The organism is Candidatus Leptovillus gracilis (assembly GCA_016716065.1).
Lineage (GTDB): Bacteria > Chloroflexota > Anaerolineae > Promineifilales > Promineifilaceae > Leptovillus > Leptovillus gracilis.
On the sequence record JADJXA010000001.1, the window covers coordinates 878,092 to 898,948 of the forward strand.

A 20,857-nucleotide genomic window follows, 5' to 3' on the forward strand; every position below is an offset into this window, starting at 1 on the left:
TTCTCAACTGGACACTGGGCGTTTTTGTCCGCCACTATCGCGTGACAACGCCAGAGGTCGGTGCATTGTCAAGGATATCCCATTGGTCAAGCCGTCATATACTCCAGGTTTTGCCCTTGCGGCCGTTGGCCGGTGGCGGGGTCAATGGCGTTTTGCTCTGGATAGATGATGATAAAGCTGGCCGATTGATGCTCGGTGGCTAATTTTTGGGGGATAGCATCGTGGTATTTGTGATGGGACAACGTGCTGCCGCGGGCGCTGATCACCAGCAGCAGATCGTCATCCGATACTTCTTGTAGAATGACCAAACAGTTGTCCCAATCTTCAAAATGGTGGTAAGTTGCGTCTACGGCCGGTTTACTGGAGTCCAAAACGGCCGTCACATGTTGCAGCGTCGTGGACGAACCCCAAAATTCAATGCCAGCGCCAATTTGCCGCGACAGGTTCCTGACCATGCGTACCCAGCGGATAAAGCCGGTTTCGCGTTCCGCATATTCTGGGATCAGGACCACAATTTTCTGGGTGATATTCAACGAGTGGACCAGCTTGCAGACCAACACCATCTGGCGCGACAAAGCAAGCAGATGGTCTAACACGCCACCCAACACCCGTTGACGCGCCGAAATCTGCCCATTCCAGCCGATGACCACTTCGGTAATCATCAATTCGGTGATGGCGCGGGCGATACCGGCGGCTATGTTCAGGTCCACGCGGGAGACAACCTGCACGGCCGTTTCCGTCGCTGACGCATGGGTGATTGCCTTGTCCAAAATTTTAAGATTGGTCGCCACCTGCTCCCGCGCATTGGCATCATCCCGCACCACCATCAGCGGAAAAATTGGCTCCGGCGACTGCGGGTTTTTAATCATGATGGCCACGTCTAGCAGTTGTTCAATGGTTGCCGGGTGAGCAATGGGAACCAGGATACGCTCCGGCACTTCACTCAGGTCAGGTCGGCGCTCGCTTTCAGTAATCGCCAACCGCCGCCCGGCCGATTCCACCACAAACGAGCTGATAAAGCAGGTGACCAAAATCATCAGGATCGTGCCGTTCAGCACGTTCTCGTTGAGCAGCCCCAGGTTAAAACCGACCAAAACGGCCGCCAGCGTGGCCGCCGCCTGTGCATTACTCAGGCCAAACATCACTTGGCGCTCGTCACGCGAATAACCAAACACCTTCTGCGTCGCCCAGGCGGCGGCAAATTTGCTGCCCGTCGCTACCACAATCATCACCAGGGCCACTTGCAGCGCTTCTGTGCCCTGAAACAACACGCGCAAATCCACCAGCATCCCTACGCTGATTAAAAAGAACGGGATGAACAAGGTGTTGCCCACAAATTCAATCCGGTTCATCAGCGGCGACGTGTGCGGAACCAAACGGTTTAGAGCCAACCCGGCCAGAAACGCGCCAATAATAGCCTCTACGCCGGCCAGTTCCGCCAAAAAAGCGGAGGCAAACACCATCGCCAGGACAAAAATGTACTGCGAACCGCCATCCCCCTGCCCATTGCGGAAAAACCAACTGCTGATTTTAGGAACCAGGACCAGCACAATCACCATGAACACGGCGAAGGCGATGCCCAGCCGCAGCCAAAAGACGCTGTTTAATTCGCCATTGGTCGAGCCGGCAATCACCGCCAACACCAACAACGCCAGTGTATCGGTAATCATGGTGCCGCCGACGGTGACGGTGACAGCCTCGTTGCCGGCAATGCCCAGGCGGCTGGCAATGGGATAAGCCAGCAGCGTGTGCGAAGCAAACATGCTGGCTAACAAAATGGACGACGGCCAGCCAAAGCCTAACACATAATGACCAACCAACGTGCCGACCGTTTGGGGGATCAAGAAGGTGAACGCGCCAAAAACCAGACTGCGATTGCGGTTCTTTTGAAAATCGTTCAGGTCAATTTCCAACCCGGCCAGGAACATGATGTAGAGCAGCCCAACCGTGCCAAACAGCACAATACTGGCGTCGCGCAGCAGCAAGTTCAGGCCGTTGGGTCCCACAATAACACCGGCCATAATCAGGCCGATCAGGCCGGGGATGCGCAGCCGTTTCATGATCATGGGGGCCAGCAGGATGATAAATAGAACAACAGCAAAAATCAGAACTGGGTCTTCAATGGGTAACGAGAAATGGTTCATTGGTTTATCCTGATAAAATGTATGGGTAGTTGTCCAGGCAAAACGGCCGTCAACACCTTCTGTTTGTTTTTACTCGCTCGCATGTTTTCTGGAGAAGGGTGGAGGACGATTAGAGACCGGTCATCGCCCCTGCTTGTTTTACCAAACACGACTTTTGCAGTGACATAATGTTTTGATAGCACCTTTACAAACGAATACGCCATAGAGCACAATACCAGGGGAAGGATGAATAGCGCAATTTACTACGCAGGAGGTGTTGAACTATGGTTCCCCTGGTTGAATTTCCACGATTGGTTGATCACTATGCACCACATTTCAGTTCGGTCTTTTCGGCCGATGCCTTCATCCAGTTCAAGCGGTACATCAGCGGTTTGATTGTTTCCGAAAACAAAACTGTTGAGGGAATCAACCGATTGTTTGTCCATGAAAGCCGTAACCAAAGCTCGCTCAACCGTCTACTAACGGAAAGCCCTTTTTCGCTCGACGAACTCAATCGTTGTCGCTTAGCTGTCATGAGCAGCCTACCGGGTACAGCCTTGAAAAAAGACGGGGTGTTGAGTTTTGACGATACGTTACTCACCCACTATGGACACCACTTTGACAAGATCGCCATCTTGTATGACCATGTGCAAAAGTGTTGGGTCTGGGCGCACAACCTGGTGACGTTGCATTACAGCGATGACCAAACTGACTACCCTATATTCTTTGGGCTGTGGCAACCGGCTGACCTGGTCAAGATTGAAGCAGGGTTACGCGCAGCGAACATCAAGTTGAAGGAAAGCAAGCTGGAGCTGAAAGAAAGCGATCCAACCAAGTGGCGTCAGTATTTGCTAGGCGTGTGGCGACGAAATGTCAAAAAACCGGGCGTAGCTGACCTGTATGACAGCAAGTTGCGCATGGCTGAGCAGCAGTGCCAGCAATGGCTGGCACAGTTCCCTGACTTCAAGCCGCCTATCGCTTTTGATAGTTGGTACACACAACCCAGCTTCTGCCGCTTTCTTGATGAGAAAGGCTTTGCTTATGTGGGCGCCTTGGGCGAGAGCGGTGAAGTGGCGCTGGCAACAGGTCGGGAACGATTAGACAAGTTTGCCCAGCGCCTCAAGGCGGAACATCTTGCGGCCATAAAAGCCGGTCAAACTCCTGCGTTTCAAACGACGACCATCACCTTTAAGGGAACAACCGAGACTTACTATACCTACTGCCGTACGCATCGGCTGCACAACTTTGGTAAAGTCCGTCTCGTCATCAGCTATCGTCGGGCTGACCTATCCGACAATCCAGTATTTCTCATCAGCAACCGCTTGCACTGGCAGGCCAAAGGCATGACGCGCATTTATCGCCATCGTTGGCCCGTTGAAGTGTATCATGAAGAAGGTAAAGCCGAAGGGCTGGACCAGTATCAGCTACGGAATTTCGCGGCTATTGAACGACATATCGCCCTGGTCGCCGTGGTGTACAGCTTACTGCGTGCCGCTCAACAGGATACAGACCTGCAACAGACGCTTCAACGTGAACTCGAGCTAGACCTCGACGGCAGCGTTCCTTTTTGGCGACGAGCAACTCAAGCCCAAAGTCTGTGGAGCCTCGCTTTGTTTATTACGGCGGGGCTGGCTCAGGGCAATCTTTGCAAGAAATCATGACGCCGCTTGTGCGAGCTGTCTGCCCGCGTTGACCTGAGCCTTTTCAGTCCTGGTTGTGATGCTGTCCAGCTAACTGATGATAAGCTGGAGATACTGGTTTGTTGCCACAGCCCGGACAGAGGTTGACAGGATGGGCGTTTTTTTGCTGTTTGGCGTATTAGTTTTTAAGGTGCAAAAGTCGTGTACCAAAGTTTGTGGCATTTGGGAAGCAACGGCCCCCCATTTTGCGGCCATATTTTCTACGACTGCTCATCTGCGGATGGTGGGGAACGGCCATCTTCTATTCTCTATTTCGCAACGTATAGTCCGCACTCTGCAATGGGTTAACGGCCGTTGGTTGTTTTCTGCTATAATCTGCCAGGAGAGGTTGATATGAATTGGCAAGACTATATTACGATTGATCCAGACGTATTGGGTGGCAAACCGGTTATCAAAGGAACGCGCTTATCGGTTGACTTCATCCTGGGCTTGCTGGCGCAAGGTTGGACGGAAAGCGAAATCCTGCGTAATTACCCTGGAATCAACGCACTTGATATTCGTGCCTGTCTTTCCTATGCCAGCGAAACGCTGCGTCTTGAAAAAGTATATCCCCTGGTTCTTGCCTGATGCTGCGTTTGTTAGCAGACGAGAACTTTCCTGGGGATGCCATTATTGCTTTGCATCGGGCTGGGTACGACGTTCTCTGGATGCGCACCGCAGCGCCGGGCAGCAGTGACCCTCAAGTAATGGCTCAGGCCCAGACAGAAGATCGTATTTTGCGACATGGTTTATTTCAGTCAATTTGTGCTTTACAAATTTAGCAAAAAAGCGTGTCATTGCTGAGGTCCTCCGAAGACTGCGCTCAGCATGACAATTTGCGGACTAATTTGTAAAGGACAACTTCTGCTTTTTGAACCATGCCTATTCTGCTAACCTTTGACAAAGATTTCGGTGAACTAGCGTTTCGTGCCGGATTACCGGCTGTAAGCGGGGTCATTCTGTTTCGCGTCTCCGCCAGGTCAGGGGACCATGTCGCCCGAATTGCCGTAACTGTGTTATCACAGCGCGTAGACTGGGCCGGACACTTCTCAATCATCGAAGATCAGCGAATTCGGATGACGCCTCTGCCCACACATTCCAATGATTAATAATTGGGGGAACGGCCGTGTTTTTCCAACTACTATGGTAAGAATGTGAGGGGTGGAAAACGGCCGTTCTCACCCAAAAGCCACAATCGGCGTGCCAAGATTTCCCCTGCGCAGCGCCGTGTCCTGCACATCACCATGATGTATCGTTCTTCTCCAAAAGTCGAACCCAGGAGTAAACCGCATGACCCCACAAGTGTCCCCCTCCCTGACGCCCTTTTTTAATCCCCAGGGTATCGTCCTATTCGGCGCATCGCCTAACCCCACCAAACTCGGCTTTGGTCTGGCGCGCAATCTGGTGCAAAGTGGCTACCGCGGCGCCATCCATTTCGTCAATCCACGCGGCGGCGCCCTGCTGGAGCGCCCCGTCTACCGCAGCCTGGCCGACGTGCCCGACCCGGCCGACCTGGCAGTGCTGCTGCTGCCGGCCGAACTGGCCCCAGAGACGTTGGAAGCCTGCGGCCAACGCGGCATCCGCGCCGCCATCCTCGCCTCCGGCGGTTTCCGCGAAACCAACGAGACCGGGGCGCAGCTGGAAGAAGCCTGTCTGGCAACTGCCCGCCGCCACGACATGCGCCTCATCGGCCCCAACTGCATTGGCCTGATCAACACCCATTTACCCCTGGACACCACCTTCCTCCCCCCACCCGGTCCCACGCCGGGCGATGTGGCCTTCATCAGTCATTCTGGGGCGATTTGCGCGGCCGTCATTGATTGGTCACGTGGGCAGGGATTTGGCCTGTCGCAGTTGGTCAGTCTGGGCAATCAGGCTGACGTGACGGAAACCGACGTGCTAGGCCCTGTCGCCGCCGACCGCCACACGCGAGTCATTACCTTATATCTGGAGGGAATTGGCAACGGCCGTCGCTTCGTCCAGCAGGCGGCGCAAATCAGCCGGCAAAAGCCCATCATCGCCGTGAAAGTGGGGCGCTTTGCCGCCGGGCAAAAAGCTGCGGCTTCCCACACCGGAGCGCTCAGCGGCAGCGAATCCGCCTTTAACGCCGCCTTTCGCCGCGCTGGGGTCATCCGCGCCGACAACAGCGAGGCGCAGTTTGATTGGGCGCGGGCGCTGGCCTGGTGCCCGCTGCCCAACGGCCCCAACGTGGCCGTGCTGACCAACGCCGGTGGTCCCGGCGTCACCGCCGCCGACGCGCTGGAAGCAGAGGGATTGCAGCTCGCTTCGTTGGGCGCAGACAGCATCGCCAAACTGCAAGCCATCCTGCCCCCCTTCGCCAGCCTGCACAACCCGGTAGACATGCTCGCCAGCGCGTCGCCGGAGCAGTACGCCGACGCGCTGCGCATCTTGCTGGCCGATCCGGGAGTGAACAGCGTTCTCATCGTGCTGCCACCGCCGCCGATGTATGCCACCGGCGCGGTGGCCCGCGCCCTGATCCCGGTCATTTACGCCACCGGCAAACCGGTGGTGGTGGCGCTGATGGGCGAGCGGCTTATTCAGGAGGCGGTAGAACATTTCCGCGCCGCCCGCGTGCCGGAGTTCCGCTTCCCGGAGCGGGCGGCCAGCGCGCTGGCCGTGCTGGCGCGCCGGGCTGCGTTTTTGGCGCAAGAAGCGCAGCCACCGGTTGTTTTCGATGACGTGCAGCCGGAGATTGTGCGCGCCGTTCTGGCGAGCAAACCACAAAATGACTCGACCAACCTGCCAACCGAGTCTCTCAATAAGATATTGGCGGCATATGGCATTCGCACGCCGCCGCTGGCGTTGGCCGAATCGGCGGCAGCGGCCGTTCACCGGGCCAATACTCTGGGCTACCCGGTCGTTCTCAAAATCGCCTCGCCGGACATCCAGCACAAATCGGACGTGGGCGGGGTTCTGCTGCACGTGACCTCACCAGAGGCGGTTGCCCAGGGATTTGCGGCGCTGGTGGGAAGGGCGCGGGCGGCACGACCAACGGCCGTTATCCAGGGCGTCTACGTCCAGCCGCTGATTCCTGGCGGGCAGGAAGTGATTATAGGAGCGGTACAAGACCCGCAGTTTGGCCCGGTACTCATGTTTGGCTCTGGCGGTGTGGAAGTGGAGGGTTTGCGCGACGTGGCTTTTGCTCTGGCGCCGCTGACGGCCGCCGACGCCGATTATTTGCTGGCCGACACCTGGGCAGGACGGAAGCTGGCCGGGTATCGCAACATTATGGCGGGGGATAGTACGGCCGTGCGCGACACACTCTTCCGCCTGGCCCAACTCGTTCATGACTTCCCCCAACTTGCCGAAATCGAAATCAACCCCCTGCGCGTGCTGCCCGGTCAGGGAGGTGTTTACGCTGTTGATGTTCGGGCAGTCACAAACGCAAATGGCAAAAGTCTATGAGACTTTTATCGTTTTGTTGGGGTGAAGTCTGGTCCGCCTTTAAGGGGTCAGTTCAATGAAAGCGGTAGCCACCCAACCTTCATTACCGGCCGGAGTGCGGACAAAAATCCAGGTGTACCCATCCGCTTCCGCGTCGCCGGGCAGCACAACAAGCTGCGTGCCTTCCAGCAGCCATTCCACGTCTGGGGCAGACGTGGAGGGTTCTGAACGCAAATAAACGCCAACAGGACTGGTGACAACGGCCGTTGCTGGCGCAGGTTCCGGGGTATGGGTGGGGGTAGCTGCCAGGGTGGCCATCACCGTTGGCAAGACAGTAACCTGGGAGGTGGGAAAAGGAACGGGGGTCACGGTAGCCGTGGCGGCGGGTGTAGCCGTGGCCGCTGCCTCAGCCGAGTCAGTAGGAGACAACGTCGGCACAAAAGCGGGTTCTGGCATCATCTCGCCGACTGAGGGCGCTACGGCAAACACGGCGAAAAAAATGAGACCCAACAAGACAGCCATAACGGCCCGAATGAAATCCATCTGCATTGCCTGACGCGCTTCCAACTGCCCAAAACCGTAAGACTCCTTACCGGTTTGGGAGCGGGCTGAAACAGCGCGCAGCAAAAAATAGGCGGCAGCCAAAAGGCTAATAGCTCCCAGTAATGGGATAATTATGCTAAAGACAACCTGCACAACAACTCCTTGTATTTCACAATGCCTACTTTAGCCAAGCCCGCCCACTTTGGCAAGTACCAGAACCCGTTTTCAGGCGTCTTCTGCCGAATTGGTGGTTGGCAAAGAGACCTTTACCTCCTGCCACAGAACCTCCAGAGCCGCCATATCTAGCTGCGACAAGTCTAGCTGGCGCGCCGCCGCCAGCCGTTCCACTTCGCGGAAGCGGCGGCCAAACCGCAAATTTGCTTCGCGCAGGGCGCTTTCGGCGTCTACGTCCAGCCAACGGGCCAGATTGGTAACGACAAACAAGATGTCGCCCAACTCTGCCTGACGCTCGGCGGGGGTAACGGCCGTTTGCAATTCCCCCACCTCTTCATGCAGCTTGTCGTACACGCCGGCCACGTTGGGCCAATCGAAGCCCACTTTGGCGACTTTATGTTGAATCTTCTGCGCCCGTGCCAGCGCGGGCAAAGCCGGAGGGATATTGTCTAACAACGAAACCGGCTGATTCCCCTTTTCATCTTGTTTGATTTGCTCCCAATTGCGCAAAACGGCCGCTGTATCCGCCGCTTCCCAATCGCCCCAGACATGTGGGTGTCGCCGCCGCAGTTTCGTCTCAATCCCGGCAAGCACATCGCTCAGGCGGAAGGTTTCCTCTTCTGAGGCCATCTGCGCCTGCATCACCAGGTGATAGAACATATCGCCCAATTCTTCGCACAAGCCATCGTCGTCGCCGGTGTCTAAGGCGTCCAACACCTCGCCGGCCTCTTCCAGGAAATCGGCGCGCATACTTTGCGGCGTTTGCTCCCGGTCCCAGGGGCAGCCGTCGGGGCTGCGCAAGATGGCTACCGTCTCAGCCAGGGCGGGCAAGGAGGCTTTGTAGGGTAGAGCCGGCACATATAGGCTGGTGAGATGGCTAATTTGCTCGCTGTGGTCAATGGCGTACAGGGGCACTTCTTCGGCTGTCTGCCCGGCCATACCGGCCGCGTGGATGAGGTGGACGGGGTGTTCTTCGGGGTAAACGGCCGTCAGCACCAACTTCAAATCGCTGGCAACCAGGCGGCTGTACACCTGGCCCAGGAGCAAGGGCACGTCTGGGTTAAGCGGCGGGTAATGAAACGCCAGCATTTCGACAGCGTCGAACAGCTGCAAGCCATCGAGACCATCGTAGCCAACGGCCGTCAACATCGGCTCGATAAAGCTCAGTCCGGGCACAATCCGCACGTCTACGCCGGCTTCTTGCGCCGCCGTTTCCAGCGCCGTCACCGTAGATTCGCCCACGTGAGGATGGCCGGGCACGGCGTAGACCACCGGTCCCGCCCCAGCCAAACGCAGCAGTTCGGCCACAATTTGGCTGTAAACTGCCTCGAAGTTAACGGCCGTTTCATAAATCCCATCAAAGCTCACCAACGTCACGCTGGCCGGTAAATCAGCCACCGCCGGGTGGCGTTTGGTGCGCAGGTAAACCGTGTCCGCCTCGGCTAACACCTGCCATGCTTCACGGGTCAGAAAACGGCCGTCGCCTGGCCCCAATCCCACAACAGTAATACCCATCACACAACCTCTACCCCAATGCGAATGACCATAGACCCGAAGGGTTTGGGCAATTGCCAATGCAAAGCAAAAAGGCGAGTTCCAGGACTCGCCTAACTTACTGTCTGATTAAACCAACAATGGTCAACAAGCTGCGGTAAGGCAGCCCATTGCCGCCACAAACCTAACGCTTGGTATAGGTCGGGGCCTTGCGGGCGCGTTTCAAACCGGGCTTCTTGCGTTCCTTAATGCGTGCGTCGCGTGTCAGGTGACCGCCAGAGCGCAGGACGCCGCGCAGGTTCTCATCATATTTAACCAGGGCGCGGGCCAGACCCAGGCGCACGGCGCTGGTCTGTCCGGTGATGCCGCCACCTTCAATATGCACCGTCACGTCCATCTTACCCAACATGTCCGCCGCCGCCAAAGGGCCGCTGAGGATTTCATGATCGCCAAAGCGCGGGAAATATTCCGTCACGTCCTTGTCGTTTACCGTGAACTGACCAACGCTGTCTGCGCCAGGATAAATGCGCACGCGGGCGGAAGCGCGTTTGCGACGACCGATTCCCTCAAAGTATTCTCTGTCTGCCATAAATCTATCTCCTAAAACTCCATCGGGACAGGCTGCTGCGCGGCATGTGGGTGGTCCGGCCCCGCGTAAACCTTCAATTTCTTGATCATCTGGCGACCCAGCCGGTTCTTTGGCAGCATCCCTCTGATAGCCAGTTCTACCGGGCGGGTAGGATAACGATTCAACTGCTCTTTCAGCGTTGCTTCGCGCAGGCCGCCGGGGTAGCCAGAATGGCGATAGTACATTTTCTGTTCCATGCGCCGTCCTGTCACCTGAATTTTATCGGCATTGACGATGATGACAAAATCACCCGCATCCACCGATGGGCTGTAAATGGGCTTGTGTTTGCCGCGTAAAACGGCGGCTACTTGCGAAGCCAGACGACCAAGCGTCTGGCCTTCTGCATCTACCACATACCAACTGCGTTCTATGTCAGCCGGTTTTGTTACGTATGTTTTCATGCTGTTCTTCTCCGTAAGTTACAGATACCAGGTAAAGGCCGTGCGCCGGGGCCGCCATGCCAGAGAGACGACGGTCGCACGCTGCAAATGCAGCCTTAAACTCGTCAGTGGACCAACGGCCGTCACCCACGGCCTTCATGCTGCCCACCAGACTGCGCACCATGCGATACAGGAAAGCGTTGGCTTCGATGAAAAAGACCAGCATCTCTCCCTGGCGCTGCCACTGAGCGGCAAAGACCTCCCGGATCGTCTGCTCACCCTGCGGTGGCTGACCAAAGGTGGCAAAATCATGCACCCCTGGCAGACATCTCGCCGCTTCATTCATCAGCGCCATATCAAGAGGTTGGCTGACATGCCAACTCCGGTAACGCTGTAATGGATGACGCACGGCCGTGTTGCTGATCTGATACACATAAGCTCTTCGCCGGGCATCAAAGCGCGGGTGAAACGTCGCCGTCGTTTCGTCTAGCTGTAAAATAACAATGTCGGCCGGCAAATTGGCGTTGAGGGCGCGCTGCAACTTGTCTAAACCATGCCGCCACACAACGTCAAAACCAATTACCTGGCCTGTGGCATGGACGCCACTGTCTGTTCGTCCAGCCCCGGCCACACGAACTGGCTGCCGGACAACCTGGGCTAAGGCGTCTTCTATTGCCCTTTGAATCGTGGGTTGATCATCTCGTTGGCGTTGAAAGCCATAATAACCCGTCCCATCATACTCTATTCGGGCGCAATACCGAGCCAAGCACACTCCTAATCACGTAAATGTTCAAATTGGTCAGGCAGGTCAGCGTTTACTAGTGCCGACCACCTGAACAGATATTGTTAATCAACCAGCATCAGTACAGCCATGTCGGCATTATCGCCGGGGCGCTTGCCGATTTTGACCATACGGGTGTAACCACCCGGCCGTTCCTGGTATCGGGGGGCGATCTCTTCAAACAATTTTTTGACTACATCCACTTCTTCCGTTGCTCCGGCCTCATCGGTGAAGGTACGGGTTTTGGGCAGGCGCGCAGCCGCCAGACGGCGGGCGTGTACGGCCGCGGCCGGGTCTGCACCCGCCTGATCCAGGCCGCGCTTGGCCAGGGTGATCATCTTTTCGGCCGCCGGACGGATGGTACGCGCTTTGGCTTCCGTAGTCAGCACCTGCTCATAACAGATCAGGTCGGCCACCAGATTTTGGCGCAAAGCCTTGCGGTGGGCAGAGCTACGATTTAGTTTACGACCAAATACTCGATGTCGCATAATTCTTACCTCTTACATACAGTCTAAAAACCGGGCCTGGCAAGCAAGCCCGGTTTTCAGGCAATTCCATCTATATCAGAAGAAACTCGTAGCCGTGTTCGGTAATCCGTATCCCGTAGTATTCCGTAGGGCGCGCCTGCGGCAAATGCCAACGGAAAACGGCATACGGACTTTGGTTTACGGCTACCAGGAACGATCAGGCTCCCAGTCCGCCATCTATATCGGCCAGAAAACCTTTGGCTTGAAGCTGCTGCTTCAATTCATCCAACGATTTTTCGCCGAAATTACGGATGGCTAACATCGTCTCTTCGCCACGTTCCAGCATATCCAACATTTCACCGACTTTGGTGATGCCTGTCCGTTTGAGCGAGTTGAAGACGCGCACACTCAGGTCGAGCTGCTCAATGGGTGTGTCGTAGATTTCGTTGGGGATGGACCCTTCTTCTTCCACTTCCATCTCAATCGGCAGGAATGTCTCTTCACTGACGCCGGCGATGGGACGCAGGTATTGCATGAGAATCTGCGCCGACTGCGCCAAAGCCTCTTCTGGCTTAATGCTGCCATCGGTCCAGATTTCCATCACCAGCCGGTCAAAGTCGGAGACCTGACCCACGCGGGTATTGTCAACTTCATAGCCCACCCGGCTGATGGGACTGAAGATGGCGTCTACGGGCAGTTCGCCAATAGGCAGCCGACCCCGGTCTTCGGCGGGCGAGTAACCGCGTCCTGTTTCGGCCGTCATTTCAATTTCCAGAAATGCGTCGTCAGAATCAACCGTGAACAGATACAGTTCCGGGTTGATAATTTCAACTTCGGGCGGCGTTTGCAGGTCAGCAGCGGTCACAACGCCGGCCCCATGAACTTCCAGGCGAAGGCGCGCGGTGTCGGTGTTGTGCAGTTTAATGCGCAGTTTTTTGATGTGCAAAATGAGCTGCATCATGTCCTCACGCACGTGAGGAATTGCGGAAAACTCATGGGGCACGTCTGTTACACGGATAGATGTGATAGCGGATCCCGGCAAAGAAGATAAAAGGACACGACGCAGCGAATTACCGACTGTTGTCCCAAATCCTCTTTCCAACGGTCCAACCACAAACCGCCCATATTCTAATGACATGGCGGTGCTTTCAATCTTGGGTAAAATCAAGTTGCTAATAGCCAAAGATATACCTCCCTTCCCTAACTAATCAAACCTACCGGCCTCACAAACTTTAGCGGGAGTAGTATTCAACGATTAACTGCTCATTCAAGGAAACATCAATGTCTTCCCGAACAGGCAAACTCAGGATTTTACCCGATAGGCTGCCGGTATCCAAAGATAACCAGCGCGGTACCTGACGGTCATCAATATTTTGCCGCAGGCCCTTGAAGTAGGGCCGACGGCCGCTTTCGGGACGAACAGAGACGATGTCTCCAGCCGACACGAGGGCGGATGGGATGTTGGTTTTACGGCCGTTCAGCATAATATGCCCATGGGCCACCAACTGCCGCGCATGGGGGCGCGACGTAGCCATACCCAGGCGGTACACCACATTGTCCAACCGGCTTTCCAGCAAGATCAACAAGTTAGAGCCTGTCAGGCCAGCACGGCGTTCAGCGCGGTTAAAATAAATGCTGAACTGATGCTCCATCAGGCCATAAATACGCCGCGCTTTTTGCTTCTCGCGTAATTGCAGCAAATAGTCAGAAGCGCGTCCACGACGGAACTGCCCCTCACGGCCGTGCTGCCCTGGCGGATAAGAGCGGCGTTCAAAGGAACACTTAGGCGTCAAACAACGTGACCCCTTCAAGAATAGCTTTTCGCCTTCACGGCGACAAAGCCGACACACTGGTCCTGTATACTTTGCCAACTTATGCCTCCAAATAGATAGATTTACGAGAGGTTTACAGGTGTGGCAACCTTTCGTCCCTCTCAAGCAAGCCCGGTACTCTTGTCGCCGAATTGTCAGACCACAAGGCTACCAGACAAATTGACTCAATTACACACGCCGTTTCTTCGGCGGGCGGCAGCCATTGTGCGGTACGGGGGTAATGTCACGAATCGCCGTGACGCGAATACCCGACGTTTGCAGCGCCCGAATGGCCGACTCACGACCTGGGCCTGGCCCCTTCACGATGATTTCCATCTCTTGCATACCATGATCTTGGGCAATTTTTGCCGCATTTTTGCTGGCCAAACCGGCCGCATAAGGCGTACTTTTGCGTGAACCTTTGAACCCGGAACTGCCAGCGCTGGCCCAGGAAACTGTGTTCCCTTTGGTATCCGTGATCGTCACAATCGTATTGTTGAAAGTCGCATGAATGTGGGCCTGCCCTTGCGGCGCCATCTTCTTGACCTTCTTGCGAACCTGCGTAGTAGTTCTTCTACGTCCCATAATTTCTCCCGCTTATTTGTGTATGCAGTCCGGCGGCTAAAGCCCCAAACACAAAACACAATAACTATTACTTACCCTTACGACGTCCACGGCCGGCAACCGTCTTCTTCGGACCCTTGCGTGTGCGCGCGTTTGTCTTCGTGCGCTGCCCATGCACCGGTAGATGGCGGCGATGGCGCAGCCCACGGTAGCACCCGATTTCTGTCAGGCGCTTGATGTTCATAGCCACTTCGCGGCGCAAATCACCTTCTACGATGTAACCATCGTCTATGATCTGTCGCAAACGGCCGACTTCGGCTTCGGAAAGGTCTTGCACCCGTGTGTCCGGATTAATGTTGGCCGAAGCCAGAATATTCTGGCTGGCCGTCTTACCGATGCCGTATATATAAGTTAAGCCAATTTCCACCCGCTTATTACGGGGAACATCTACACCAGCAATACGTGCCATAATTCCTCCAGCCTACCCTTGCCGCTGCTTGTGATTAGGGTCTACACAAATCACACGCACAATGCCTTTGCGCTTAATAATTTTGCATTTCGGACAACGACGTTTTACAGACGCTGATACTTTCATTTTTTCTTCCTCTGATTGTGCCGCTTATAAAATGCACAATCTCTTATCTACTCATCAACTATCTGATTCTAACTTGCTTGCGCCACCTGGAGCAATTCCTGAAATACTTCGTCAATGTCTTGCTCACCATTTACTGTAACCAGGAGATTTTTGTTCTGGTAATAGTCAAGCAGCGGTTGCGTTTGCTCGGCGTAAACCCGCATTCGGGTTCGGATCGTTTCCTCGTTGTCATCAGAACGACCTTCTATTTCCGCCCGCTTGAGCAGACGTTTTACCAGTTCATCCTGGCATACATGAATATAAGGAACAGCTTTGATCGCCCCAGAAAATTCGGCTAACAACGCCTCCAAAGCCTCTGCTTGAGCCGGATTGCGTGGAAAGCCATCCAAAATCGCGCCCTGTTCACAATCTGCTTGCGCCAGTCGGGCGCGAACCATAGCGATGGTCAAGTTGTCCGGGACTAATTGGCCCCTATCCATGTACGTTTTGGCGAGTTTGCCTAACTCCGTTTCGTTCTTCAGGTTGTAGCGAAACAAATCGCCCGTTGCTACTTGTGGTAAACCTAGTTTAGTTTCCAATTTCTTGGCCTGGGTTCCTTTACCGGCCCCAGGGGCTCCCATCAAAACCAGGTAAGTTCCCATGTCTAGATAAATCCCTCGTAATTACGCATGAGCAGTTGTGCTTCTAACTGCCTCATGGTGTCTATAACCACACCAACAATGATAATGAGGCCAGAACCATTTACCACCAAGACACTTTGCTCAATGCCAGGCAGCCCCAATATCGCCCCTAGTCCTTGCATAATGCCGGGCAAGATGGCGATAATGCCCAGGAAAACAGCGCCGGCGAAGGTAATTCGGCGCACAACAGCCATGATGTAATCGGCCGTGCGTTTGCCAGGGCGAATGCCGGGAATAAAGCCACCCTGCCGCTGCAATGTCTGGGGAATGTTCTGCTGCTGGACCATGACGTCTGTATAGAAGAAGGTGAACCCAACAACCAACAGGAAAAAGAACAGCCAGTAAAAGATGAACAACCAGGGGTTGAGCGTTGGGTCTTGTACGGACCCAAAGGAGGCGATGGTTTGAGCAATCTTATCCATCGTGCTGCCACTGCCTGAGACGAACAGCCCGGCGATCAAGGGCGGGAAGGTCAGGATGGATTGGGCGAAGATGATCGGAATCATGCCCGCAGTGTTAACCTTCAGGGGGATGTAGCTGCTTTGTCCTTGATAGACCTTACGGCCGCGCACACGACGGCCGTACTGCACCGGTATACGTCTTTGCCCTTCCTGCACAATCACAATCACCAAGACCGTCAGGAGGGTGATGACAATGAATGCCACAAAGGTGAAGATACGGGTAACGGTGTCTGATAGGGAAAACATGCTGGCAATGCTCGGCAAGATCCCGGAAACAATGCCGCCAAAAATGATCAGCGAAATACCTTGACCAATGCCATCTTCTGTGATCATCTCGCCTAACCAAATGGCAAACATTGTGCCACCCAACATCGCCATCAACGTGGTAAACGTTGCCAACAGTTGCGGCGGCGTAAAGCCAAAGTTCGGCATAATCACTTCCAGCCCACCAACCGATTGGTAGCTAAAACCAACCAGTCGAATCTGACCCACCGCATTCACCAGGGCCAGTGGAACTGTCAGGTAATAGGTGTAACGATTAATCTTATTACGGCCAGATTCGCCTTCGGAAGCCAATTCCTCTAGCTGAGGGATAATCGGCGTAATCAACTGGATGATAATGGAGGCTGTAATGTAAGGATACACCCCCATGGCCATCACCGAGAAATTACGCACGGCCCCACCGGACAAGAAGTCCAAAAAGGCAATCACCTGATTATTGCCAATTGGTTGGCTCGTAAACGCCAACCACGCTTCCAGGTTAACCCCAGGCACGGGAATATTGGCCACCAAACGATAAATCACCAACAAGCCGATGGTGAACAAAATGCGTCGGCGCAGATCAGGCAGCATGAAGGCAGAACGTACAGAATCAATCATGATTTTTCTCCGTGTTCGATGGTCGGCGTGAATTACCCCTCAAGAGGGAGAATTTCCACCTGACCACCGGCTGCCTCAATCTTTTCTTTCGCCGACTGGGAGAAGCGATGCGCTTTAACGGTCAACGCTTGCGTCAATTCCCCTTCACCGAGGATAACGACCGGATCGTTCTCTTTTTTGATGAGTCCTAAGAAAGCCAGCACTTCTGGCGTTACGTCTACGTCTTCGAACTCATAGTCAGCCAGGTCTTTTAAGTTAACGACCTTATAGTAGATTTTATTGTCGTTGGTAAAACCACGTTTATAGGGCAAACGACGGGCCAATGGCAGCTGGCCACCTTCAAAATAAACGCCTTTACCACCGCCACTGCGGGCGTTTTGACCCTTGGTACCACGCCCGGCGGTTTTGCCTTGCCCGGCGGAAATACCACGACCCACTCGCTTGCGCTTTTTCTTTGATCCAGAATTAGGGCGCAGATCGTGTAATTGCATTATTTCACCTCTTGCACAGAAACCAGATGTTCCACTTTTCTAACCATACCCCGAATGACCGGGTTATCGTCGTGTTCCACAGATTGGTTCAACTTTTGCAAACCCAGCGCTTTAATCGTTGCTTTTTGTCGCTCGTTGTACCCAATCACACTTTTGGTATAAGTGATGATCAACTTACTCATTGCTTACGACTCCAGAATGGCATAACCTCGGCCACATCTTTGCCTCGTTCGGCGGCCACCTGATTGACGTTCTTGAGTTGTTGCAGCCCGTCCATCGTGGCTTGCAGAACATTGAGGACGTTCTGGCTGCCTAACGACTTGGAGAGAATGTCTTTATACCCTGCGGCTTCAATAATTTGGCGAACGGCGCCGCCGGCGATAACGCCTGTACCGGGCGAGGCCGGCTTTAAGAGTACTTTGGCCGAGCTGTGTGTGCCGATTACCTCGTGGGGGATGGTGTTACCCATCATGGAAACAGCGTGCATATTTTTGCGAGCAGCTTCCAGCGCTTTACGGATAGCATCGGGCACAGAGCGGGCTTTACCCACGCCAACAGCAACGCTGCCTTTGTTATCGCCTACCACCACAGCGACGCGGAAGGCAAAGCGACGGCCACCCTTGATGACTTTGGCAACGCGCGTAATGTCTACAATACGCTCGTCTAATTCGCTACTTTGTTCGTATTGACGTCTTTGTCCCATTGTATTCTCCTGTTTAGAACTTCAGACCGCCTTCGCGGGCGCCGTCGGCTAAGGCTTTGATACGGCCGTGATAGAGAAAACCACCCCGATCAAATACGACCTGCTCAATACCGGCTGCCAGGGCGCGCTCGGCCACTGCTTTGCCTACCAATGTGGCCTGCTCACTCTTTGTCTTGCCCGCCATCTGGTCCTTCAGTTGGTTATCAATGGAGGATGCGGACACAATCGTGCGCCCAGATACGTCGTCAACAAGTTGTGCATAAATCTGTTCCGTGCTGCGGAACGCGCTCAAACGTGGACGCTCTGGTGTACCGGAAACCTTCATCCGAATACGGCGACGGCGTCGTTCACGTGTTATATGAGATTTTACAGCCATGATAGTACCTCTTAAACCTTGCCTGTCTTGCCGGCCTTGCGCCGCACGATTTCGTTGTCATAACGAATGCCTTTGCCTTTGTACGGTTCTGGCGGTCGTTGTTTGCGGATTTGTGCAGCAATTTCGCCTACCACTTGCTTGTCAATGCCGGAGACGATCACGGTTTTGTTACGGTTTTCTACCGCAAACTGCACATCGGCCGGCGGGTCGAAGTGTACCGGATGCGAATAACCAACATTTAACACCAGTACATTGCCGTTCATTTCGGCGCGGTAGCCAACACCTTCGATTTGCAACTTTTTAGAAAACCCGTCGCTGACACCCACAACCATGTTGTTAAGCAAGGCGCGGGTTAAACCATGCAAAGAGCGATGTTCTTGGGAATCAGACGGCCGTTTCACTATCATCATCCCATCTTCCATTTCCAGAAGCATTTGGGGATGCAGCGGCTGCGTTAAACTGCCCTTTGGCCCTTTAACCGTTACCAAATTCCCTTCCTCAACATCAATCTTTACTTTGTCAGGTATTTGGATGGGCGCTTTACCAATTCGAGACATGGATTACCTCCAACTACCAGACCCTGCAAACAACTTCACCACCAATACCCCGGCGGCGAGCTTGCTGTCCAGTCATGATACCCTGAGATGTTGTCACGATGGAAATGCCCATGCCGCTCAACACCCAAGGAATATTTTTTGTACCAACGTAAACACGACGTCCCGGCCGGCTGACTCGTTCCAGACCCGTAATCACGGACCGGCGATGGCGACGGTCGCCTACGTATTTTAACGTCACATTCAACACAGATTGTGGTTTTTCAGGAATAACCTGATAATCCTCAATGTACCCTTCCGCTTTCAACACACGGGCCACTTCCACTTTGATTTTGGAATTGGGCATAGACACAGTGGGGTGTAACCGCATCTGCGCATTACGAATGCGTGTTAGCATATCAGCAATTGGATCACTCATTGACATAATGCACCTCTTACCAACTTGATTTCACCACGCCAGGAACATTGCCCTTCAGCGATTCTTCGCGGAAGCAAATGCGGCATAACCCAAAGCGGCGCATGTAGCCACGAGGACGACCACAAAGCCGACACCGATTTCTGACCTGTACGCGATATTTCCGCTTGGTTTCCCGTGCGATCATTGATTTCTTCGCCATTTTTTCTCCTACCTCAACTCTGCCAGAACGGCATCCCTAACAAGGTCAACAAACGGCGACCTTCTTCATCCGTCTGCGCCGTTGTCACGATGGTTACTTCCATTCCCCGCAGTTTATCAATCTTGTCAAAATCAATTTCAGGGAAGATCAATTGCTCGCGCAGACCAAGCGTGTAATTGCCACGGCCGTCAAAGGAATCAGGCGAAATTCCCTGAAAGTCACGTGTACGCGGCAGAGCCACATGGATCAGACGTGTCAGAAAACTCCACATCCGTTCGCCACGCAGAGTTACCTTCACGCCAATAATTCGGCCTTCACGCAACTTGAAACCAGCGATAGATTTCTTTGCTTTTGTAACCACCGGTTTTTGCCCGGTAATCGCCGTCACGTCGCTGACGGCAAATTCTATGGCCTTAGCGTTGTCCAACGCCTCACCCAGACCCACATTGACGACTACTTTCGTCACTCGCGGCACTTGCATAACAGAACTGTACTCGAACTCTTTCATCAGAGCCGGGGCAATTTCTGTCTGGTACCGCTCTTTTAACGGTGTAAACATTTTTCCTCCAGGTTAAGTGGCAGGTCAACCAACGGTTCAGGCTTTCACCTAGGTGGTCTGGCAGTGGAGCACCCACTTATCACAACCACCATTTACCGTTTTAAAGCGCCTGGCTCACCATGGGTTGTTAATCAGGATTTATCAATAATGTCTTTGCCACTCACTTTGGAGTAGCGAATAGAACGGCCGTCATCATTGCGGCGAAAACCAACCCGCGTCGGTTTATCGGTATGCGGGCACACCAGCATGACGTTAGACAGGGAAATCGGCGCTTCAAACTCAATAATACCGCCCTTGGCCTGCGACCGACCACCGGTAGCCTGCGGCTTCTGGTGCTTCTTAACCATATTCACGCCAGACACCACAATGCGGTTCTTCTTAACGATCAAACGCTGCACTTCACCGCGCTGTCCCTTATAATTTCCGGCAATCACTTCTACTTCGTCACCGACTTTAATGCGCATCTCTTACCTCATTTCCTGCTAAACGATGGCGCTAAACCCCATCGTCTGACCCATGTCTACAGCGCCTCCGGCGCCAAAGACATGATGCGCCCAAACCCCTTGTCGCGCAGCTCACGGGCTACCGGCCCGAAAATACGTGTACCAACCGGGTTCGTGCCCGATGAATCCAGGATAACCGCCGCATTGTCATCAAAGCGGATGTAGCTGCCATCATCGCGTTTGTACTCTTTGCTGGTGCGTACAACCACCGCTTTGACAATAGACCCTTTCTTCACCGACGAATTAGGCGCAGCCTTCTTCACAGAAGCTGTCACAACCTCGCCAACGCCACCATAACGGCGCACAGAACCGCCCATTACCTGAATAACCAGAAGTTCACGGGCGCCTGAATTATCTGCCACTTTCAAACGACTTTCTTTTTGAATCATG

28 protein-coding genes are annotated in these 20,857 nt (G+C 54.2%); 4 read left to right on the plus strand and 24 right to left on the minus strand.

Features of this window, described 5'->3' with window-relative positions:
- Nucleotides 1–86: 86 nt before the first annotated feature.
- A complete protein-coding gene (locus IPM39_03665) occupies nt 87–2,144 on the minus strand; it encodes a cation:proton antiporter (protein ID MBK8985168.1) in 2,058 nt (685 codons plus the stop codon).
- Between the two features lie 263 nt (nt 2,145–2,407).
- Here IPM39_03665 and IPM39_03670 point away from each other — a divergent pair, with 263 nt between their 5' ends.
- The 4 genes from IPM39_03670 to IPM39_03685 all read left to right on the plus strand — a co-directional run bounded on the left by IPM39_03670 (nt 2,408) and on the right by IPM39_03685 (nt 7,228).
- Complete coding sequence (locus IPM39_03670) at nt 2,408–3,784, plus strand: transposase (GenBank protein ID MBK8985169.1); 1,377 nt, start codon at nt 2,408–2,410, stop codon at nt 3,782–3,784.
- A gap of 372 nt (nt 3,785–4,156) precedes the next feature.
- A complete protein-coding gene (locus IPM39_03675) occupies nt 4,157–4,390 on the plus strand; it encodes a DUF433 domain-containing protein (protein ID MBK8985170.1) in 234 nt (77 codons plus the stop codon).
- 2 nt (nt 4,391–4,392) lie between these two features.
- A complete protein-coding gene (locus IPM39_03680) occupies nt 4,393–4,584 on the plus strand; it encodes a DUF5615 family PIN-like protein (protein MBK8985171.1) in 192 nt (63 codons plus the stop codon).
- 508 nt (nt 4,585–5,092) lie between these two features.
- Entirely contained in the window at nt 5,093–7,228 is a 2,136-nt protein-coding gene (locus tag IPM39_03685; GenBank protein MBK8985172.1) for an acetate--CoA ligase family protein, read from the plus strand.
- 39 nt (nt 7,229–7,267) lie between these two features.
- On the opposite strand, the gene IPM39_03690 is transcribed toward IPM39_03685, so the two are convergent.
- The 23 genes from IPM39_03690 to rplN form a co-directional block, all read right to left on the minus strand.
- On the minus strand, nt 7,268–7,852 hold the full coding sequence (locus IPM39_03690) for an SH3 domain-containing protein (GenBank protein ID MBK8985173.1): 585 nt from the start codon (nt 7,850–7,852) through the stop codon (nt 7,268–7,270).
- Between the two features lie 123 nt (nt 7,853–7,975).
- On the minus strand, nt 7,976–9,439 hold the full coding sequence (gene mazG, locus IPM39_03695; GenBank protein MBK8985174.1) for a nucleoside triphosphate pyrophosphohydrolase: 1,464 nt from the start codon (nt 9,437–9,439) through the stop codon (nt 7,976–7,978).
- Between the two features lie 163 nt (nt 9,440–9,602).
- Entirely contained in the window at nt 9,603–10,007 is a 405-nt protein-coding gene (rpsI, locus tag IPM39_03700) for a 30S ribosomal protein S9 (GenBank protein ID MBK8985175.1), read from the minus strand.
- A gap of 11 nt (nt 10,008–10,018) precedes the next feature.
- Entirely contained in the window at nt 10,019–10,447 is a 429-nt protein-coding gene (gene rplM, locus IPM39_03705) for a 50S ribosomal protein L13 (protein ID MBK8985176.1), read from the minus strand.
- Complete coding sequence (gene truA, locus IPM39_03710; GenBank protein ID MBK8985177.1) at nt 10,419–11,192, minus strand: tRNA pseudouridine(38-40) synthase TruA; 774 nt, start codon at nt 11,190–11,192, stop codon at nt 10,419–10,421. Before truA ends, rplM begins: the two co-directional genes overlap by 29 nt.
- 80 nt (nt 11,193–11,272) lie before the next feature.
- Entirely contained in the window at nt 11,273–11,695 is a 423-nt protein-coding gene (gene rplQ, locus IPM39_03715) for a 50S ribosomal protein L17 (GenBank protein ID MBK8985178.1), read from the minus strand.
- A gap of 196 nt (nt 11,696–11,891) precedes the next feature.
- Nucleotides 11,892–12,851 (minus strand): DNA-directed RNA polymerase subunit alpha, encoded by a 960-nt coding sequence (locus IPM39_03720; protein MBK8985179.1) that lies wholly within the window; start codon nt 12,849–12,851, stop codon nt 11,892–11,894.
- A gap of 55 nt (nt 12,852–12,906) precedes the next feature.
- Complete coding sequence (gene rpsD / locus IPM39_03725; protein MBK8985180.1) at nt 12,907–13,545, minus strand: 30S ribosomal protein S4; 639 nt, start codon at nt 13,543–13,545, stop codon at nt 12,907–12,909.
- A gap of 129 nt (nt 13,546–13,674) precedes the next feature.
- On the minus strand, nt 13,675–14,070 hold the full coding sequence (rpsK, locus tag IPM39_03730) for a 30S ribosomal protein S11 (GenBank protein ID MBK8985181.1): 396 nt from the start codon (nt 14,068–14,070) through the stop codon (nt 13,675–13,677).
- A 67-nt stretch (nt 14,071–14,137) separates the two neighbouring features.
- On the minus strand, nt 14,138–14,518 hold the full coding sequence (gene rpsM / locus IPM39_03735) for a 30S ribosomal protein S13 (protein ID MBK8985182.1): 381 nt from the start codon (nt 14,516–14,518) through the stop codon (nt 14,138–14,140).
- A 12-nt stretch (nt 14,519–14,530) separates the two neighbouring features.
- Nucleotides 14,531–14,644 (minus strand): 50S ribosomal protein L36, encoded by a 114-nt coding sequence (rpmJ, locus tag IPM39_03740; protein MBK8985183.1) that lies wholly within the window; start codon nt 14,642–14,644, stop codon nt 14,531–14,533.
- Nucleotides 14,645–14,712: 68 nt separating this feature from the next.
- Complete coding sequence (locus IPM39_03745; protein ID MBK8985184.1) at nt 14,713–15,285, minus strand: adenylate kinase; 573 nt, start codon at nt 15,283–15,285, stop codon at nt 14,713–14,715.
- A gap of 2 nt (nt 15,286–15,287) precedes the next feature.
- Nucleotides 15,288–16,664 carry a preprotein translocase subunit SecY gene (gene secY / locus IPM39_03750; protein MBK8985185.1) on the minus strand — a complete coding sequence of 459 codons (1,377 nt, stop codon included), beginning with the start codon at nt 16,662–16,664 and terminating at the stop codon, nt 15,288–15,290.
- A 32-nt stretch (nt 16,665–16,696) separates the two neighbouring features.
- Nucleotides 16,697–17,155 (minus strand): 50S ribosomal protein L15, encoded by a 459-nt coding sequence (gene rplO, locus IPM39_03755; protein MBK8985186.1) that lies wholly within the window; start codon nt 17,153–17,155, stop codon nt 16,697–16,699.
- The gene (rpmD, locus tag IPM39_03760) at nt 17,155–17,337 is read right to left on the minus strand and encodes a 50S ribosomal protein L30 (GenBank protein MBK8985187.1); all 183 of its coding nucleotides are present in this window, start codon (nt 17,335–17,337) and stop codon (nt 17,155–17,157) included. Before rpmD ends, rplO begins: the two co-directional genes overlap by 1 nt.
- Nucleotides 17,334–17,858, minus strand: a complete 525-nt coding sequence (gene rpsE / locus IPM39_03765; protein ID MBK8985188.1) for a 30S ribosomal protein S5 — start codon at nt 17,856–17,858, stop codon at nt 17,334–17,336. Before rpsE ends, rpmD begins: the two co-directional genes overlap by 4 nt.
- Nucleotides 17,859–17,871: 13 nt before the next feature.
- Nucleotides 17,872–18,234, minus strand: a complete 363-nt coding sequence (locus IPM39_03770; GenBank protein ID MBK8985189.1) for a 50S ribosomal protein L18 — start codon at nt 18,232–18,234, stop codon at nt 17,872–17,874.
- Between the two features lie 11 nt (nt 18,235–18,245).
- The gene (gene rplF / locus IPM39_03775) at nt 18,246–18,791 is read right to left on the minus strand and encodes a 50S ribosomal protein L6 (protein ID MBK8985190.1); all 546 of its coding nucleotides are present in this window, start codon (nt 18,789–18,791) and stop codon (nt 18,246–18,248) included.
- Nucleotides 18,792–18,804: 13 nt separating this feature from the next.
- Complete coding sequence (gene rpsH / locus IPM39_03780) at nt 18,805–19,212, minus strand: 30S ribosomal protein S8 (protein MBK8985191.1); 408 nt, start codon at nt 19,210–19,212, stop codon at nt 18,805–18,807.
- 10 nt (nt 19,213–19,222) lie between these two features.
- Complete coding sequence (locus IPM39_03785; GenBank protein ID MBK8985192.1) at nt 19,223–19,405, minus strand: type Z 30S ribosomal protein S14; 183 nt, start codon at nt 19,403–19,405, stop codon at nt 19,223–19,225.
- 13 nt (nt 19,406–19,418) lie between these two features.
- Entirely contained in the window at nt 19,419–19,964 is a 546-nt protein-coding gene (gene rplE / locus IPM39_03790; GenBank protein MBK8985193.1) for a 50S ribosomal protein L5, read from the minus strand.
- Between the two features lie 131 nt (nt 19,965–20,095).
- On the minus strand, nt 20,096–20,428 hold the full coding sequence (gene rplX / locus IPM39_03795; protein MBK8985194.1) for a 50S ribosomal protein L24: 333 nt from the start codon (nt 20,426–20,428) through the stop codon (nt 20,096–20,098).
- Nucleotides 20,429–20,484: 56 nt separating this feature from the next.
- The gene (gene rplN, locus IPM39_03800) at nt 20,485–20,856 is read right to left on the minus strand and encodes a 50S ribosomal protein L14 (protein ID MBK8985195.1); all 372 of its coding nucleotides are present in this window, start codon (nt 20,854–20,856) and stop codon (nt 20,485–20,487) included.
- Between the last annotated feature and the right edge of the window lies 1 nt (nt 20,857).